At 71.2% G+C, this 15,985-nt stretch carries 13 protein-coding genes and 1 pseudogene; 9 read left to right on the top strand and 5 right to left on the bottom strand.

The genetic code is table 11. The features are described from left to right. Positions 1 to 44: 44 nt before the first annotated feature. Positions 45 to 1,244: a DesA family fatty acid desaturase gene (locus CSC68_RS03435; RefSeq protein WP_162202099.1), complete on the bottom strand. Its 1,200-nt coding sequence runs from the start codon at positions 1,242 to 1,244 to the stop codon at positions 45 to 47. 136 nt (positions 1,245 to 1,380) lie between these two features. Here CSC68_RS03435 and CSC68_RS03430 point away from each other — a divergent pair, with 136 nt between their 5' ends. From CSC68_RS03430 to CSC68_RS03420, 3 genes and pseudogenes are all read left to right on the top strand, one after another. Beyond that, the gene (locus CSC68_RS03430) at positions 1,381 to 2,220 is read left to right on the top strand and encodes an ABC transporter ATP-binding protein (protein ID WP_211365679.1); all 840 of its coding nucleotides are present in this window, start codon (positions 1,381 to 1,383) and stop codon (positions 2,218 to 2,220) included. A gap of 3 nt (positions 2,221 to 2,223) precedes the next feature. Further along, positions 2,224 to 3,036: pseudogene (gene mutM, locus CSC68_RS03425) on the top strand (bifunctional DNA-formamidopyrimidine glycosylase/DNA-(apurinic or apyrimidinic site) lyase); the annotation flags it as partial. A 182-nt stretch (positions 3,037 to 3,218) separates the two neighbouring features. Next, complete coding sequence (locus tag CSC68_RS03420; protein ID WP_162202098.1) at positions 3,219 to 4,808, top strand: OpgD/OpgG family glucan biosynthesis protein; 1,590 nt, start codon at positions 3,219 to 3,221, stop codon at positions 4,806 to 4,808. Positions 4,809 to 4,845: 37 nt separating this feature from the next. Here CSC68_RS03420 and CSC68_RS03415 read toward each other — a convergent pair whose 3' ends face one another. After that, positions 4,846 to 5,214 (bottom strand): response regulator, encoded by a 369-nt coding sequence (locus tag CSC68_RS03415; RefSeq protein WP_162202097.1) that lies wholly within the window; start codon positions 5,212 to 5,214, stop codon positions 4,846 to 4,848. Between the two features lie 175 nt (positions 5,215 to 5,389). On the opposite strand from CSC68_RS03415, the gene CSC68_RS03410 reads away from it, so the two are divergent. The 5 genes from CSC68_RS03410 (at position 5,390) to CSC68_RS03390 (ending at position 11,472) form a co-directional block, all read left to right on the top strand. Further along, positions 5,390 to 8,512 carry a response regulator gene (locus CSC68_RS03410; RefSeq protein WP_162202096.1) on the top strand — a complete coding sequence of 1,041 codons (3,123 nt, stop codon included), beginning with the start codon at positions 5,390 to 5,392 and terminating at the stop codon, positions 8,510 to 8,512. Then, positions 8,509 to 9,333, top strand: coding sequence for a CheR family methyltransferase (locus CSC68_RS03405; RefSeq protein WP_162202095.1), 825 nt, complete (start codon positions 8,509 to 8,511; stop codon positions 9,331 to 9,333). Before CSC68_RS03410 ends, CSC68_RS03405 begins: the two co-directional genes overlap by 4 nt. Then, positions 9,330 to 9,917 (top strand): chemotaxis protein CheB, encoded by a 588-nt coding sequence (locus tag CSC68_RS03400; RefSeq protein WP_162202094.1) that lies wholly within the window; start codon positions 9,330 to 9,332, stop codon positions 9,915 to 9,917. The genes CSC68_RS03405 and CSC68_RS03400 overlap by 4 nt, the downstream gene beginning before the upstream one ends. Beyond that, a complete protein-coding gene (locus CSC68_RS03395) occupies positions 9,914 to 11,041 on the top strand; it encodes a hybrid sensor histidine kinase/response regulator (RefSeq protein ID WP_162202093.1) in 1,128 nt (375 codons plus the stop codon). Before CSC68_RS03400 ends, CSC68_RS03395 begins: the two co-directional genes overlap by 4 nt. A 74-nt stretch (positions 11,042 to 11,115) precedes the next feature. Beyond that, entirely contained in the window at positions 11,116 to 11,472 is a 357-nt protein-coding gene (locus CSC68_RS03390; protein WP_162202092.1) for a hypothetical protein, read from the top strand. On the opposite strand, the gene CSC68_RS03385 is transcribed toward CSC68_RS03390, so the two are convergent. Next, complete coding sequence (locus tag CSC68_RS03385) at positions 11,388 to 12,008, bottom strand: thymidine kinase (protein ID WP_162202091.1); 621 nt, start codon at positions 12,006 to 12,008, stop codon at positions 11,388 to 11,390. The genes CSC68_RS03390 and CSC68_RS03385 overlap by 85 nt on opposite strands. 132 nt (positions 12,009 to 12,140) lie before the next feature. On the opposite strand from CSC68_RS03385, the gene CSC68_RS03380 reads away from it, so the two are divergent. Then, positions 12,141 to 14,114 carry a UvrD-helicase domain-containing protein gene (locus tag CSC68_RS03380; protein ID WP_162202090.1) on the top strand — a complete coding sequence of 658 codons (1,974 nt, stop codon included), beginning with the start codon at positions 12,141 to 12,143 and terminating at the stop codon, positions 14,112 to 14,114. Positions 14,115 to 14,129: 15 nt separating this feature from the next. Here CSC68_RS03380 and CSC68_RS03375 read toward each other — a convergent pair whose 3' ends face one another. Then, a complete protein-coding gene (locus tag CSC68_RS03375; RefSeq protein WP_162202155.1) occupies positions 14,130 to 14,960 on the bottom strand; it encodes an aldose 1-epimerase in 831 nt (276 codons plus the stop codon). Further along, complete coding sequence (locus CSC68_RS03370; RefSeq protein ID WP_162202089.1) at positions 14,950 to 15,969, bottom strand: glycoside hydrolase family 43 protein; 1,020 nt, start codon at positions 15,967 to 15,969, stop codon at positions 14,950 to 14,952. The genes CSC68_RS03375 and CSC68_RS03370 overlap by 11 nt, the downstream gene beginning before the upstream one ends. Positions 15,970 to 15,985 lie beyond the last annotated feature (16 nt).

Genomic DNA, 15,985 nt, shown 5'->3' with positions numbered 1-15,985 from the left:
GCGTCCGGGCCCGTGCGGGATACGGCAAGGGGACTGGCGTTGCATCAGTGCGCCAGCGCGTAGCCCTTCAGGCGCATCGAGTACTCCTGCAGCGCGCGGATGCCGGAAGCCTCGGCCTCCTGGCACCAGGCCTGCAGCTGTCGCAGGCGCTCCTGGGCATCGTTGCTGCGCGCCTCCAGCAGCGCGGCAAGGCGCGCGCGGTGCTCGACCAGGGCCTTGATCCGGGGCCGCTGCTGCACCCACTGCTGCAGCTGCTCGCGGGCATCGGGCTTGAGCCAGCGGCCGTCGTCGACCAGGCCACGGCGCATGCGCCGCGGCAGCAGCTCGCGCATGCGCGCGCCGGCGGCGGCGGCTTCCTCGCGCAGGGCCGGCATCAGCACGTTGCGGCGGTAGTCGGTCATGGCCTGGAAGCGGTGCGACAGCAGCGCGCGCAGGGTCTCGGTGTCCGGCGCGGCGATGTTCGGGCGGATGTCCAGGCTCGGCGCGACGCGCAGCACCTTGGCCAGGCCGACCTTCTCCATCGCCTTGATCGCCACCCAGCCGATGTCGAACTCCCAGCGGCGCATCGAGAAGCGTGCCGAGGACGGGAAGGCGTGGTGGTTGTTGTGCAGCTCCTCGCCGCCGATCCAGAACGCCCACGGGGTGAGGTTGGTCGAGGTGTCGGAGGATTCGAAGTTGCGGTAGCCCCACCAGTGGCCGAGGCCGTTGACCACGCCGGCGGCCCAGAACGGGATCCACGCCATCTGGATCGCCCACATGGCCACGCCCGGCAGGCCGAACAGGGTGAAGTTCACCAGCAGCAGCAGGGTCGGGCCGAGGTTGGCGTGCGGGGTGTAGACGTGGCGCTCGAGCCAGTCGTCCGGCGCGCCCTTGCCGTACTGCTCGATGCTGGCGCGGTCGGCGCGGGCCTCGCGGTACAGCTCCACGCCCTGCCAGAAGACCTTGCCGATGCCGCGGGTCTGCGGGCTGTGCGGGTCTTCCTCGGTCTCGACCTTGGCGTGGTGCTTGCGGTGGATGGCCACCCACTCGCGGGTGATCATCGAGGTGGTCAGCCAGGTCCAGAAGCGGAAGAAGTGCGAGACCACGGGGTGGAAGTCCACGCCGCGGTGGGCCTGGCTGCGGTGCAGGTAGAGGGTGACGGAGAAGATCGTCAGCTGGGTGAAGACCAGCAGCACGGCCAGCAGGCCAAGCCAGCCGAGGCCGGCAACGCCGGAGGTGAGGAACTGGATAACGGAATCGGACATTGCCGGAACAGGCTCGGTAGCGGAACGGTCCGGACCGGGGTCCGGGTAAGGACATGATGGGCCCTGCTCCGGCAAACTTCATCCTGCACCGCACGGTATGGATCCTGGCGGCTGCCGCCGTTCAGGAAACTTTCCCATGTCGTCACCCTCCCCCCTGGCCGAACCGGCCACCCCGCCGCCCCTGATCGAACTGGATCGCGCCAGCGTTGTGCGCGGCCAGGTCCGGGTCCTGGACGAGCTTTGCCTGCGCATCGACCAGGGCCAGCACACGGCCATCCTCGGCCCCAACGGCTGCGGCAAGTCGACCCTGATCAAGCTCATTACCCGCGAGCTCTACCCGCTGGCCCGGGCCGGCGAGGCCCCGGTGCGGGTGCTGGGCCAGGCCCGCTGGCAGGTGGACCGGCTGCGCTCGCAGCTGGGCATCGTCACCGGCGACTTCGGCGCCACCCTGGCCGGGCTGGAGGGCCTCACCGCGGAGGACGCGGTGCTGGGCGGCCTGTTTGCCAGTTTCGCCCTGCCGCCGTTCAGGGAAATCGACGACAGCCAGCGCGAGCGCGCCGCCGAGGCCTTGGAGCGCGCCGGCGCCCTGCCCCTGCGCCACCGTTACTACGCCCAGCTGTCGGCCGGCGAGCAGCGCCGGGTGTTGATCGCCCGCGCCCTGGTGAACCGCCCGCAGGCCCTGCTGCTGGACGAACCCAGCACCGCGCTGGACGTGGTCGCCCGCGGCCACCTGCTGGAGCGCCTGCGCGCCCTGGCCCGCGGGGGCGTGACCCTGGTCCTGGTCACCCACCATGTGGAGGAGATCGTCCCGGAGATCGGCCGCGTGGTGCTGATGCAGGGCGGGCGCGTCCTCGGCGACGGCACCCCGGCGGACATGCTCACCGGCGAGCGGCTGTCGCAGACCTTCGGCGGCCCGGTGCGGGTCTGGCAGGAACCGCTGGACGGCGGGATCCGTTACCTCGCCGCGGCGGGCTGAGGCATGCCCGAGCTGCCCGAGGTCGAGACCACCCGGCGCGGCCTGGCGCCGCACGTGGAGGGGCGACGGGTCACCGCCGTGATCCTGCGCCGGCCCGACCTGCGCTGGCCCATCCCGCCTGAGGTCGCCCGCAAGCTGCCCGGGCGCCGCATCGCGGCGGTCCGCCGCCGCGCCAAGTACCTGCTGCTGGACACCGAAGCGGGCGACAGCGCCCTGCTGCACCTGGGCATGTCCGGGATGCTGCGTGTCCTGCCGCCGCAAACGCCGGTGAACGCCCACGATCACGTCGACATTGCCCTGGACTCGGGACGGGTGCTGCGCTTCACCGATCCGCGGCGCTTTGGCTGCCTGCTGTGGCAGCCGGCCGGCACCATCCACGAGCTGCTGCAGGACCTGGGCCCGGAGCCGTTGTCGGACGACTTCGACGGCCACTGGCTGTTCGCCCGCAGCCGCGGCCGCAGCGCGCCGGTGAAGGCGTTCCTGATGGACCAGCGGATCGTGGTCGGCGTGGGCAACATCTACGCCGCTGAAAGCCTGTTTCGCGCCGGCATCTCGCCGCTGCGCGCGGCCGGCAAGGTCTCCCGCGCCCGCTACATCGCCCTGGCCGAGGCGGTGAAGGAGATCCTCGGTTACGCCATCACCCGCGGCGGCACCACCCTGCGCGACTTCCTCAACCCCGACGGTGCGCCCGGCTACTTCGAGCAGGAACTGGCGGTCTACGGCCGCGGCGGCCTGCCCTGCCCGGCCTGCGGGACCCCGTTGCGCGAGGCCAGCATCGGCCAGCGCACCCGCACCTGGTGCCCGCGCTGCCAACGGCAGGGCGGGACGGAGCCGGCAGCCGGCCCCGGACGACGGCAGCGGCCGTGCCCGCGGCGGCGGGGAGCCCCCGGCTCCACCGTTCCGTTTGCTGAACAGGGAGATGTCCCCGGGCTCCCCGGCGCGCGTGCCGTGCGCGGGGTGCTTAAGATGACGCGCCCCTCCCCTATCCGATCGCGCCCATGCACCGACGCCAGTTCCTGGCCCGCACGGCCGCCGCTCTCGCCGCCGCGGGCCTGCCGCTTCCGCTGTTCACCGCCGCCGCAGCCCCTGTCCCGCTGGGCAACCGCCATCCCTTCGACTATGCCTGGCTCAAGGGCCACGCCCGTGCCATGGCCGGACGTCCGTACCAGCCGCGCAGCGAGTCGCTGCCGCCATCGGTCGCGTCGCTGGACTGGGACCAGTACCAGTCGATCGGCTTCCGCCAGGACCACGCGCTGTGGGGCGACCTGCCCGGCTCGAGGTTCCAGGCCAAGTTCTTCCACCTGGGCCTGTACTTCAAGCGCGCCGTGCGCATGTTCGAGGTCGCCGGCGGGCAGGCGCAGGAGCTGGCCTACGACCCGGGCATGTTCGACTACGGGCGCAGCGGCATCAACGGCAAGCGCCTGCCGAAGGACCTGGGCTTTGCCGGCTTCCGCCTGAACTCCCCGGACGACGTGCGCCGCGACTGGGCGGCGTTCCTGGGCGCCAGCTATTTCCGCGCGGTCGGCTCGAGCATGCAGTACGGCCTGTCCGCGCGCGGCCTGGCGATCGACACCGGCATGCCGCGCCCGGAGGAATTCCCGGACTTCACCGCGTTCTGGCTGGAGCGCCCGCAGCCGGGCTCGGAGACCCTGGTGGTCTACGCCCTGCTGGATTCGCCCAGCGTCGCCGGCGCCTACCGCTTCGCGATCACCAGGGGCGAGCCGCTGGTGATGGACGTGGACGCCGCGCTGTACCCGCGCAAGCAGATCGAGCGCCTGGGCATCGCCCCGGCCACCAGCATGTACCAGGTCGGCGAGAACGACCGCCGCATGGCCTGGGACTGGCGCCCGGAGATCCACGACACCGACGGCCTGGCCATGCACACCGGCAACGGCGAGTGGATCTGGCGGCCGCTGGGCAATCCCGAGCACCTGCGCTTCAACGCCTTCGCCGACGACAACCCGCGCGGCTTCGGCCTGCTGCAGCGCGACCGCGACTTCGACCACTACCAGGACGACGGCGTCTTCTACGAGAAGCGCCCGAGCCTGTGGGTCGAGCCCAAGCACGGCTGGGGCAAAGGCTCGGTGCAGCTGGTGGAGATCCCCACCGTCGACGAGACCTTCGACAACATCGTCGCGTTCTGGAACCCGGAAGCGAAGCCGCAGCCGGGCCAGGAACTGCTGTTCGGCTACCGCCTGTTCTGGGGCGAGCATGCCCCGGCGCGCCCGCAGCTGGCCGAGTGCGTGGCCACCCGCACCGGCCTGGGCGGCGTGGTCGGCAGGAAGCGCGAGTACTTTTCCTGGCGCTTCGCGGTGGACTTCGCCGGCGGCGAACTGGCGGCGCTGGCCGCGGCCAACGCCGAGGTCGAGGCGGTGGTGGAAACCAGCCGCGGCCGGCTGGAGACGGTCTCCGCCCGCCCGCTGCACCCGATCAAGGGCTATCGAGCGATGTTCGACGTGGTGCCGCCGGACGACTCCACCACCCAGATCGACATCCGCCTGTACCTGCGCCACAAGGGCCGGCCCCTGACCGAGACCTGGCTGTACCAGTGGAATCCGCCCCCGCCGGCGCAGCGGGTGGTGTACTGACGCATCCGCCCGCAGCCGGTTCCCGCGCGGAACCGGCTCAGGCCGACGCCAGCTGCGCCTCCCGGATCAGCTCGGTGAACTGCACCAGGCGGAACGGCTTCTGCAGGAAACGGACTCCGGCCGGCAGGGCCGGCAGCTGGGTGCGGGGATGCCCCGAGGCCAGGATCACCCGCGCCAGCGGACGCGCGGCCAGCAGGTGCGCGGCCAGTCCGATGCCGTCGACCGGTCCCGGCATGTGGATGTCGCTGAAAAGCACGTCGCAGGACCAGGTCTCCAGGATCCGCATCGCGGCCTGGCCGTCGTCCGCGGTGCGCACGTCCATGCCCATGTCCTGCAGCACGTCGCACAGCAGGTCCCTCAGCTCGAACTGGTCCTCCACCAGCAGCACCTTCGGCGCCGCGCTCATGCCGTGCCTCCGGGCACGGTCCCGCGCGCGGGCGACGCGCGCTCCATTCCGACTTCCATCCTTCCCCCTGTGGGCTGCACAAAACCTGCACAGGTTGGGAATGGCGCGTGAAGACGGCGTCGACAACGCGGTCGTTACCATCTCGCGCTTTCACTGAACGGAGCCGGGCAGGGGGATGGACAAACAGGGGATCGTGACCGGGCGTGATTCCGGCATTCTCGCCGTCGCGGTGGTGCTGGCCGCTGCGACCATCGGCCTTGAACTGGTGGTTCCCCTCGGCTACACGGTCTGGCTGCTGTATTTCCTGGCCATCGGCACGACCATCTTCCAGCGCCGTGCCTGGGTCCCATTGGCGATCGCGGGGCTGGCCTGCGTGCTGCTGGTGCTCGGCTTCAACCTCGCGCCGCCCAGCGACAACTCGGCCTTCTCCGTCGTCAACCGCTCCATAGGCGCGATCTGCTTCGCCACCACCGCGCTGATCGTGGTGCAGGCGATCCGCGCGCGGCAGCAGGCCGAGCGCGCACTGTGGCTGCAGCAGGCGGAGAACGCCGTCGCCCTGGCCCTGCAGGGCGACCTCACCCCGGACCGCGTGGCCGAGCATGCACTGCGCGAACTGTGCCGCCTGTGCGGCGCGCAGACCGGCGTGCTCTACCAGCTGGAGCAGGAGCAGCTCGCCCTGGTGGGCGGAGTGGCCCTGGCCAGGCAGGCCCCCGCGCGCATCCCCGCCGGCAGCGGCCAGCTCTGGGAGACCGTGGCCCGGCCCGAACCGCGCCTGGTGCGGGGCCTGGCGGCCGCGCACGTGGCGGTCGAGTCGGCACTGGGCGACAGCCCCGCGCGCGCGGTCCTGGTCTCCCCGGTCACCGCCGACGGGGCGGTCAATGGTGCGCTGGAACTGGGCCGCACCACGGACACCGCCAACCAGGAGCTGGCCCTGGAGCTGCTGCGCCGCTGCGCCGAGAAGATCGGCGTGGCCCTGCGCACCGCGCGCCTGCGCGCCGACCTCATCGCGCTGCTGGAGGAAACCCAGCGCCAGAGCGAGGAACTGCAGGCGCAGCAGGAGGAACTGCGGGTCGCCAACGAGGAGCTGGAAGAGCAGAGCCGCACCTTGCAGCAGTCGCAGGCCAACCTCGAGGCGCAGCAGGCCGAGCTGGAGGCGACCAACGTCCAACTGGAGGAACGCACCCACGAGCTGGAGGCGCAGCGCCAGTACCTGATCGCGGCCCAGGACGACCTGCTGCGCAGCCGCGCCGAACTGGCCGCGGCATCCCGCTACAAGTCCGAATTCCTGGCCAACATGTCGCACGAGCTGCGCACCCCGCTCAACAGCGCGCTGATCCTGGCCCGCCTGCTGGCCGAGAACCGCGAAGGCACGCTGACCGACGAGCAGGTCAAGTACGCGCGGGCGATCCATTCGGCCAACAACGACCTGCTTGCGCTGATCAACGACATCCTCGACCTGTCACGGATCGAGGCCGGCCACGTGGAGCTGGTCGACGAGACCCTGCACACCGGCACCGTGCTCGCCCGCCTGCGCGAGACCTTCGAGCCGCTGGCGCAACAGAAGGGCCTGGAGTTGCGCATGGAAGCGGCCGCGGACGCGCCGGCGCAGTTCGTGGCCGACGGCCAGCGCCTGCAGCAGATCCTGAAGAACCTGCTGGCCAACGCGGTCAAGTTCACCGAGCACGGCTCGGTATCGCTGAAGATCGAGGCCTGCGGCGAGCGGCGCATGCGCTTCTCGGTGAGCGACACCGGCATCGGCATCGCCCGGGAACAGACCGAGGTGATCTTCGAGGCGTTCCGCCAGGCCGATGGCAGCACCAGCCGGCGCTTCGGCGGCACCGGCCTGGGCCTGGCCATCTCGCGCGACCTGGCGCAACGCATGGGCGGCACCCTGGTCGTGGAGAGCGAGCCGGGCCGCGGCAGCTGCTTCACCCTCGAGCTCCCGGTCGACGGTGCGCCCGCCGCCGAAGCGGAGGCAGGAGCCGCGGTGCAGGCGGAAGCACGGCCGGCCGCGCCGGTATCGGCCGCGGTCGTCGCACGGGCGCAGGACGCAGGCAGCGCGCAGCCGGCCGGGGCCGTCCCGGCGCGCGTTGCAGACGACCGCGGGCAGCGCCGCCATCCCGGCCGCCTGATCCTGGCCATCGAGGACGACGCCCGCTTCGCCGAGGCGCTGGTCGCGCTGGCGCACGAGCTGGACTTCGACTGCGTGGTCGCGACCACGGCCGAGGAAGGGCTGGCCCTGGCGGCGGAGCATCGACCCAGCGGCATCCTGCTCGATATCGGCCTCCCGGACGTCTCCGGGCTCAGCGTTCTGGAACGCCTCAAGCGTGACCCTGCCACCCGCCACATCCCGGTGCACGTGGTCTCGGCCCTGGAACGCAGCCAGGTGGCGATGGAACTGGGCGCGGTGGGCTATCTGATCAAGCCGGCGACGCGCGAGCGCCTGGCCTCGGCCTTCCACCAGCTCGAGGAAACCCACGCCCGCGACATGCGCCGCCTGCTCATCGTCGAGGACGACCGCGAACTGCGCGCGAACCTGCAGTTGCTGCTGGCCCGCGACCAGCTGGAGATCGTGGCGGTGGGCACCATCGCCGAGGCGCTAGCCCAGCTCGGGCAGAGCACCTTCGACTGCATGGTCACCGACCTGTCCCTCCCCGACGGCAGCGGCTACGACCTGCTGGAGCGGATGTCCAACGGCGCCGCCGGCGCCTTCCCGCCGGTGATCGTGTACACCGGCCGGGCGCTCACCCGCGACGAAGAGCAGCGCCTGCGGCGTTATTCCAAGAGCATCATCATCAAGGGCGCGCGCTCGCCGGAGCGGCTGCTGGACGAGGTCACCCTGTTCCTGCACAGCGTGGAGGCCTCGCTGCCCGGCGACCAGCAGCGCCTGCTGCGCGAGGCGCGCCGGCGCGACGCTGTGCTCGACGGCCGCGCGGTGCTGCTGGTGGAGGACGACGTGCGCAACGTCTTCGCCCTGTCCAGCGTGCTCGAGCCGCTGGGCGTGCGCCTGGAGATCGCGCGCAACGGCCGCGAGGCGCTGGAGACGCTGGGCGGCGGGCGCGAGTTCGACCTGGTGCTGATGGACATCATGATGCCGGAGATGGACGGCCTGGCCGCGATGCGCGAGATCCGCCGCAACCCCTCGTGGCAGGACCTGCCGATCATCGCCCTGACCGCCAAGGCCATGGCCGACGACCGCGAGAACTGCCTGGCGGCCGGCGCCAACGACTACATCGCCAAGCCGGTGGACGTGGACAAGCTGATCTCGCTGTGCCGGGTATGGTGCGCGCGGCGATGAACGCGGCCGAGCTGTTCGACCTGGAGCTGGGCGTGCTGCTGGAAGCGGTCTACCGGCGCTACCACTACGACTTCCGTGACTACGCGGCCTCGTCGCTGCGCCGGCGCGTGCGCCAGGCGATGGAACGCTTCGGCTGCGACTCGGTGGCCGCGTTCCAGCACCGCCTGCTGCACGAACCGGCCCTGTTCACCGAGGCGATGCAGTACTTCACCGTGCAGGTCTCGGAGATGTTCCGCGACCCCGGCTATTTCCGCACCCTGCGCGAGCAGGTCGTGCCGGTGCTGCAGACCTATCCCTCGTGCAAGGTCTGGGTGGCCGGCTGCAGCACGGGCGAGGAGGTGTGGTCGCTGGCCATCCTGCTGCACGAGGAAGGCCTGCTCGACCGGACCCTGCTCTACGCCACCGACATCAATCCCGAGGCGCTGGAGGCGGCCGAGGCCGGCGTGTTCCCGATCGACCGCATGGCCGGCTTCAGCCGCAACTACCTGGCCGCCGGCGGCCGCGCCTCGCTGTCGGACTACTACACCACCGGCTACGACGGCGCGCTGTTCGACCGCCGCCTCAGGCGCAACGTGGTATTCGCCGACCACAGCCTGGCCACGGACGAGGTGTTCTCCGAAGTCCACCTGGTGTCGTGCCGCAACGTGCTGATCTACTTCAGGCGTGCCCTGCAGGACCGTGCGGTGGGCCTGTTCCACGACGCCCTGGTGCACCGCGGCTTCCTCGGCCTGGGCAGCAAGGAATCGCTGCAGTTCGGCGCGCACGCGGACCGGTTCGAGGCCTGCTCGCGCGAACACCGGCTGTACCGGAAGGTCGCATGAGCAAGGCGACGTCCCTGTCCCGCCGCTTCGACGCCATCGTGGTGGGCGCCTCCTCCGGCGGCGTGTCCGCGTTGCGGATGCTGCTGGACGCGCTGCCTGCCGGGCTTCCGGGGCCGGTGCTGGTGGTGCAGCACCTGCCGCGGGACCGGCCCAGCCAGCTTGCGGAGCTGTTCGGCCACGGCTGCCCGCTGCCGGTGGCCGAGGCGGAGGACAAGGCGCGGCTGCGCCCGGGCACGGTCTGGGTCGCCCCGCCCGACTACCACCTGCTGGTCGAGGACCGGGAGACGCTCGCGCTTTCGCAGGACGAGCCGGTGATGTTCTCGCGCCCGGCGATCGACCCACTGTTCGAGAGCGCCGCCGCGGTCTTCGGCCGGCGCCTGCTGGCGCTGCTGCTGACCGGGGCCTCCAGCGACGGCAGCCAGGGCATCGCGGCGGTGCGCGAGGCCGGCGGGGTGGCCTGGATCCAGTGCCCGGACGAAGCCGTCTCCTCGATGATGCCGGCCTCCGCGCTGGCCCACGCCGGCGCCGACGAGGTCCTCACCCTCGGCCAGATTCGCGAACGATTGCGGGGTTTCCAGCCATGAACGTCAGTCTTTCCGCCCCCGCGGCCAGCCCCTCCCCGGGCAAGGCCAACGTCCTGGTCGTGGACGACGTGGCCGAGAACCTGGTGGCCATGCGCGCGCTGCTGCAGCGCGACGACGTGGAGGTGCTGTGCGCCGGGTCCGGCACCGAGGCACTCGAGCTGCTGCTGGCGAACGAGGTCGCCGTGGCGCTGCTGGACGTGCACATGCCGGAAATGGACGGATTCTCGCTGGCCGAGCTCATGCGCGGCGCGTCGCGCAGCCGCGAAGTGCCGATCATCTTCCTCACCGCCTCGCCCAGCGACCCGCGGCGCGCCTTCAAGGGCTACGAGGCCGGCGCCGTGGATTTCCTGCACAAGCCGGTGGAGCCGCAGGTGATCGCCGGCAAGGTCAAGGTGTTCGTCGAGCTGTTCCAGCAGCGCCGCCTGCTGCGGGAGCGCGCCGACACTCTCGAGCGCGCGCTCCAGCTCAACGAGACGATGATGGCCGTGCTTACCCACGACCTGCGCACGCCGCTGTCGGCGATGCTGGTATGCGCGGAGAAGCTGGCGATGCAGCTGCCGGACGACGCCCGCGTGCAGCGCACGCTGGCGCACCTGGAGAACAGCGGCTGGCGCATGGCGCGGATGGTCGAGCAGCTGCTGGACTTCTCGCGCATCCGCAGCGGCGGGCTGCACCTGCAGCCGCAACCCCTGGAACTCGGCGACCTGCTCGCCGGCGCGGCGGGCGAGATGCGGCGCGCCCATCCGGACGCCCGGATCGGGCTGCAGGTGTCCGGCCCGCTGCCGCTGACCGGCGATCCGGACCGGCTGGCACAGGTGGTCGCCAACCTGGTCGGCAACGCCGTGCTGCACGGCAGCGGCGGCCAGGTGGAGGTGGCCGCGGCGGCCGCCGGTACGGACGGCGTGCTGCTGCGGGTGTCCAACCCCGGGCGGATCGACGATGCGTTGATGCCGCGCCTGTTCGAGCCGTTCAAGGGCTCGTTCCGCTCCAGCCATGGCCTGGGCCTGGGCCTGTTCATCGCCCAGCAGTTCGTCCTGGCCCATGGCGGGCGGCTGGACGCCGTCAACCGCGACGAACAGGTCCATTTCGAGGTCTGGCTGCCTTCAGTCGCCGGCCGAGGCTGAGGTCGCCGCCGGGTGGCGGGCGCCGCCGCGCGGCGATAGATTGCGCTGGCACGGATGCCTGCCAGGAGCGGCCAATGAAGCACGGGAACGGGATCGCCGATGCGCGCATCGTTACCCGCCTCGCCAGCGGCGTGCTGGCGCTCGCGGGGGTCTGGGCGATCGCCCGCACTGTCCTGCGCCTGCTCTCCGCAGGAACCGTGGACGCCCTGCAGCTGGCGGTGGCCGTCGGCGCGCTTTACGGGCTCTACCTGTTCGGCTGTTACGCGCTCACCGGACGACTGCCCCTGCGGGCGAAGGATCGCGGGAACGACGGAAGGCGCGGGCGTGCACCCGCCGCAGCGGGCGGCTACAGGAGCGGCGCCTGCAGCGGCTCGATCAGGCCCTCGCCACGCATGACCTTCTTGAACTCGGGCCGGCTGACCGAGACGTAGCGCTCGTTGCCGCCGATCTCCACCTGCGGGCCGTCCTGCACGGCGCGGCCCTGGGCGTCGACGCGCACGTTCATGGTCGCCTTCTTGCCGCTGTGGCAGATGGTCTTGATCTCCTGAAGCTCGTCGGCCCAGGCCAGCAGGTACTGGCTGCCCTCGAACAGCTCGCCGCGGAAGTCGGTGCGCAGGCCGTAGCACAGCACCGGGATGCGCAGGCGGTCGACGACCTCGCTCAGCTGCCAGACCTGGGCCCGGGACAGGAACTGGGCCTCGTCGACCAGCACGCAGCCCAGTTTCCCGTGGGCGGCGATGTCCTGCTCCACCAGCCACTCCAGGTCGGTGTCCCGGTCGAAGGCCGTACCCTCGGCGCGCAGGCCGATGCGCGAGGCGACCACCCCGCCGCGACCGCCGCGGTCGTCCAGGCGCGGCGTCAGGATCAGCGTGCGCATGCCGCGTTCGCGGTAGTTGTACGCCGACTGCAGCAGCGTGGGGGTCTTCCCGGCGTTCATCGCCGAGTAGTAGAAGTAGAGCTTGGCCATCGCGGGATTTTACGGCAGCGCCCCCCCCGGGGCCGAGGCCCGGGGCCGCCAGGCGCGTCCGCGGCGGACCGGACCCGGCCGGCAGGCCCGCCGCAGCGGGTAGAATGGCCCGCCCGTTCCATCCGTCCCGCCGTGCTCAATCCCCAGCAACGCGCCGCCGTACTGCATGACCAGGGCCCGCTGCTTGTGCTTGCGGGCGCCGGCAGCGGCAAGACCCGCGTCATCGTCGAGAAGATCGCCCACCTGATCGCCACCGGGCGCTACCCGGCGCGGCGCATCGCGGCCATCACCTTCACCAACAAGTCGGCGAAGGAAATGCGCGAGCGCGTGGCCAAGCGCATCAGGGGCGACGCGGCCGACGGCCTGACCATCTGCACCTTCCACGCCCTGGGCCTGAAGTTCCTGCAGATCGAGCACGAGGCCGCCGGGCTCAAGCGCGGCTTTTCGATCTTCGACGCCGACGACGCCGCCGCCCAGGTCAAGGACCTGATGCCCGGCGCCAAGCCGGACTCGGTCGAGGACGCGCGCAACCTGATCTCCCGCGCCAAGAACGCCGGCCTGTCGCCGGAGCAGGCCCTGGCCGTGGCCCGCTCCACCCGCGAGATGGAGGCGGCCAGGCTGTACGCGCGCTACCAGGCGCGGCTGCAGACCTTCAATGCGGTCGACTTCGACGACCTGATCCGCCTGCCGCTGCAGATACTGGAGAGCAACGAGGACGTGGTCAGGGCCTGGCGCGAGCGCATCGGCTACCTCCTGGTCGACGAGTGCCAGGACACCAACGACGCCCAGTACCGGCTGCTGCGCGCCATCGCCGGCCCGGCCGGCAACTTCACCTGCGTGGGCGACGACGACCAGAGCATCTATGCCTGGCGTGGCGCCAACCCGGAGAACCTGGACCAGATGGGCCAGGACTACCCGAACCTGCAGGTGATCAAGCTGGAGCAGAACTACCGCTGCTCCAACCGCGTGCTGCGCGCGGCCAACGCGCTGATCGCGCGCAACCCGCACAAGCACCTCAAGACCCTGTGGTCGGACCAGGCCGACGGCGAGCGCATCCGCGTGTGGGAGTGCCGCGACAACGAGCACGAGGCGGAGAAGGTCGCCGGCGAGATCGCGTTCCTGCACGAGGCCAAGCAGGTCCCGTGGAGCGAGTTCTGCATCCTGTTCCGCAGCAACCACCAGTCGCGGCCGCTGGAGAAGGCGCTGCAGCTGCTGCGCGTGCCCTACCACCTCACCGGCGGCACCGCCTTCCTGGAACGCCAGGAAGTGAAGGACGCGCTTTCCTGGCTGCGGGTGATCGCCAACCCGGACGACGACGCGGCCTTCCTGCGCGCGGTGCAGTCGCCCAAGCGCGAGGTCGGCGCGACCTCGCTGGCGCGCCTGGCCGAGCTGGCCGCCAGCAAGCACATGCCGCTGTCGCGCGCGGCGCAGTCGATCGGCGCCCTGCAGCAGCTGCCGCCGCGCGCGGCCAACGGCCTGGGCGCGTTCAACGACGCCATCGCCGACCTGCGCGAGCACGCCACGAAGCTGAGCGCCGCGGACCTGGTGCGGCGCCTGGCCGAGAAGTCCGGCCTGCTCAACGAGCTGCGCGCGCAGTGCAAGGACGAGGCCTCGTTCCAGCGCCGCAAGGCCAACCTGGACGAACTGGCCGAGTGGTTCGAGGGCGGTCCGCGCGGCGCCACCGCCGGCGACCTGGCCGCGCAGCTTGCACTGCTGTCGCGCAACGACAAGGACGACGGCGGCAACCAGGTGCGGCTGATGAGCCTGCACGCGGCCAAGGGCCTGGAGTTCGGCTATGTCTTCATCATCGGCTGCGAGGACGGCACCCTGCCGCACGATGCGGCCATGGAGGAAGGCTCGCTGGAGGAAGAGCGCCGGCTGATGTACGTGGGCATCACCCGCGCCAAGCAGCGCCTGTGGCTGAGCTACAGCCGCGAGACCCGGCGCTTCCGCGAGAAGGTGCGGCTCAAGCCCAGCCGCTTCCTGGACGAACTGCCCGCGGCCGAGCTGCAGCGCGACGGCGCCGACCCGGTGGCCGACGCCGAACGCAAGAAGGAACGCGCCAGCGCGGGCTTCGCCGCGATCCAGGCGCTGCTGGACGACTGAGGCCCGGTCCGGTCCTCAGTCCCACTCCATCCGGTACCAGGCCGAGGCCTCCTGCCCGGGCTGCAGTTCCGGCGAGCCGAGGTTGAAGGCATCGGCCGGGCCTGTCTGCGGCTCCACGCAGGTCGCGTGCGCGGTGCCGTCGTAAACCACCCAGTGGTCGCATCCGGAGGTCAGGCGCAGCACCTGGCCGGCGCGGTGCAGCACCACCGGCGCGGTGTTGACGAAGCAGTCGTCCCACGGCCCCGGCCCCGGCGGGACCAGCGGCAGGGTGGCGACATGGCTCTCGTCGCGCGGATACATCGCGGTGGGCGAGAACTCCAGCCGTTCCGGCTTGCGGAACCACGGATGCCAGCCGAAGGTCAGCGGCATGGCCCTCTCCCCGGCGGTGACCGCCAGCTCCAGCAGCAGGCCGCGCGGCTCCAGCACGATGCGCTGGCGGGCACGTCCGCCGAACGGCCAGCGGCCGTCCTCCGGCAGTTCCAGCGCCAGCTCCAGCTCGCGCTGCGAACGCTCGACCACCTGCCAGGGCAGGACGAAACCGACGCCGTGGATCGCGTGGCCGCCGAGGTTGCGTGGCAGCTGGTGCGCCTGTCCGGCGAAGGCGAAGCGGCCGTCGCGGATGCGGCCGCACCACGGCACCATCGGATACGAACCCCAGGCGATGGCCGCATCCGAGCCGTACTCGCCGTAGCCCACGAGCTGCTCGATCCCGTCGACCCGGATCTGGGCGATGCGGCCACCGGCCTCCGGCGCCACGTCGATCGCCACGGCGCCTTCGGACAGGGTCAGCAGCGGGCCCGGCGGCAGCTCGTCGAGCGCGCCCGGCAGCGCGACCTCACGCTCCATACGGGTGCAGGGTGCGGATGCTGCCATCGGCTTCGTAGTGCAGCTCGGTGACCTTGATCGACCGCAGGTGGGTCACCCCGCCGGACAGCACCGAGTCGTGGTAGTACAGCCACCACTTGCCGCCGAACTCGACGATCGAGTGGTGGGTGGTCCAGCCCACCACCGGGGTGAGGATCACGCCGCGGTAGGTGAACGGGCCATACGGGTTGTCGGCCGTGGCGTAGCACAGCTGGTGGGTGTTGCCGGTCGAGTACGAGAGGTAGTACGTGCCCTGGTACTTGTGCATCCAGGGGCCCTCGAAATAGCGCCGCGCATGGTCGCCGGCCTTCAGCGGCTGCCCGGACTCGTCGAGGATCACGACCTCGCGCGGCGCCTCGGCGAACCGCTTCATGTCCGCCGACAGGCGCGCCACGCGGGCGCCCAGCGCCGGCTCGTCGTCGCCCGGCTCCTCGTGGGCCGGGTCGTAGCGGTTGTCGCGGTACTTCTGCAGCTGGCCGCCCCACAGGCCGCCGAAATACATGTAGTGCTCGCCGTCGTCGTCGCCGAACACGGCCGGGTCGATCGAATAGCTGCCCTCGATCGCCTCCGGCTCGGCCTTGAACGGACCTTCCGGGCGGTCGCCGATGGCGACGCCGATCTGGAAGATGCCGTCGGCGCGCTTGGCCGGGAAGTAGAAGTAGTACCTGCCGTCCTTGCATGCCGCGTCCGGGGCCCACATCTGCCTGGCCGCCCACGGCACGTCCTTCACGTGCAGGGCCACGCCGCAGTCCTCGGCCGGGCTGTCGGGCGAGTCCTGGCGGAAGACGTGGTAGTCCTCCATCTGGAAGTGGCCGCCGTCGTCGTCGAACGCAGCGCCTGTCTCGATGTCGTGCGAGGGATAGATGTACAGCTTGCCCTCGAACACGTGCGCCGAGGGGTCGGCGGTGTAGATGTGGGTCACCAGCGGTCTGGAGATGGCCTTGGTGGCGATCTCTTCGAGCTCGGCCTGGGTGTATTCACGGTCTGCCATGGGATCGGGATTCCTC

This window comes from Pseudoxanthomonas suwonensis, from assembly GCF_010093235.1.
Lineage (GTDB): Bacteria > Pseudomonadota > Gammaproteobacteria > Xanthomonadales > Xanthomonadaceae > Pseudoxanthomonas > Pseudoxanthomonas suwonensis.
Note: the sequence above shows the minus strand (reverse complement) of the source record. Positions and strands in the feature narration are given on the sequence as shown.

What these genes read in the sequence shown, in the direction of transcription:
- CSC68_RS03435 (WP_162202099.1), bottom strand. Translation starts at nt 1,244, where the DNA reads ATGTCCGATTCCGTTATCCAGTTCCTCACCTCCGGCGTTGCCGGCCTC.
- CSC68_RS03430 (WP_211365679.1), top strand. Translation starts at nt 1,381, where the DNA reads ATGTCGTCACCCTCCCCCCTGGCCGAACCGGCCACCCCGCCGCCCCTG.
- CSC68_RS03420 (WP_162202098.1), top strand. Translation starts at nt 3,219, where the DNA reads ATGCACCGACGCCAGTTCCTGGCCCGCACGGCCGCCGCTCTCGCCGCC.
- CSC68_RS03415 (WP_162202097.1), bottom strand. Translation starts at nt 5,214, where the DNA reads ATGAGCGCGGCGCCGAAGGTGCTGCTGGTGGAGGACCAGTTCGAGCTG.
- CSC68_RS03410 (WP_162202096.1), top strand. Translation starts at nt 5,390, where the DNA reads ATGGACAAACAGGGGATCGTGACCGGGCGTGATTCCGGCATTCTCGCC.
- CSC68_RS03405 (WP_162202095.1), top strand. Translation starts at nt 8,509, where the DNA reads ATGAACGCGGCCGAGCTGTTCGACCTGGAGCTGGGCGTGCTGCTGGAA.
- CSC68_RS03400 (WP_162202094.1), top strand. Translation starts at nt 9,330, where the DNA reads ATGAGCAAGGCGACGTCCCTGTCCCGCCGCTTCGACGCCATCGTGGTG.
- CSC68_RS03395 (WP_162202093.1), top strand. Translation starts at nt 9,914, where the DNA reads ATGAACGTCAGTCTTTCCGCCCCCGCGGCCAGCCCCTCCCCGGGCAAG.
- CSC68_RS03390 (WP_162202092.1), top strand. Translation starts at nt 11,116, where the DNA reads ATGAAGCACGGGAACGGGATCGCCGATGCGCGCATCGTTACCCGCCTC.
- CSC68_RS03385 (WP_162202091.1), bottom strand. Translation starts at nt 12,008, where the DNA reads ATGGCCAAGCTCTACTTCTACTACTCGGCGATGAACGCCGGGAAGACC.
- CSC68_RS03375 (WP_162202155.1), bottom strand. Translation starts at nt 14,960, where the DNA reads ATGGAGCGTGAGGTCGCGCTGCCGGGCGCGCTCGACGAGCTGCCGCCG.
- CSC68_RS03370 (WP_162202089.1), bottom strand. Translation starts at nt 15,969, where the DNA reads ATGGCAGACCGTGAATACACCCAGGCCGAGCTCGAAGAGATCGCCACC.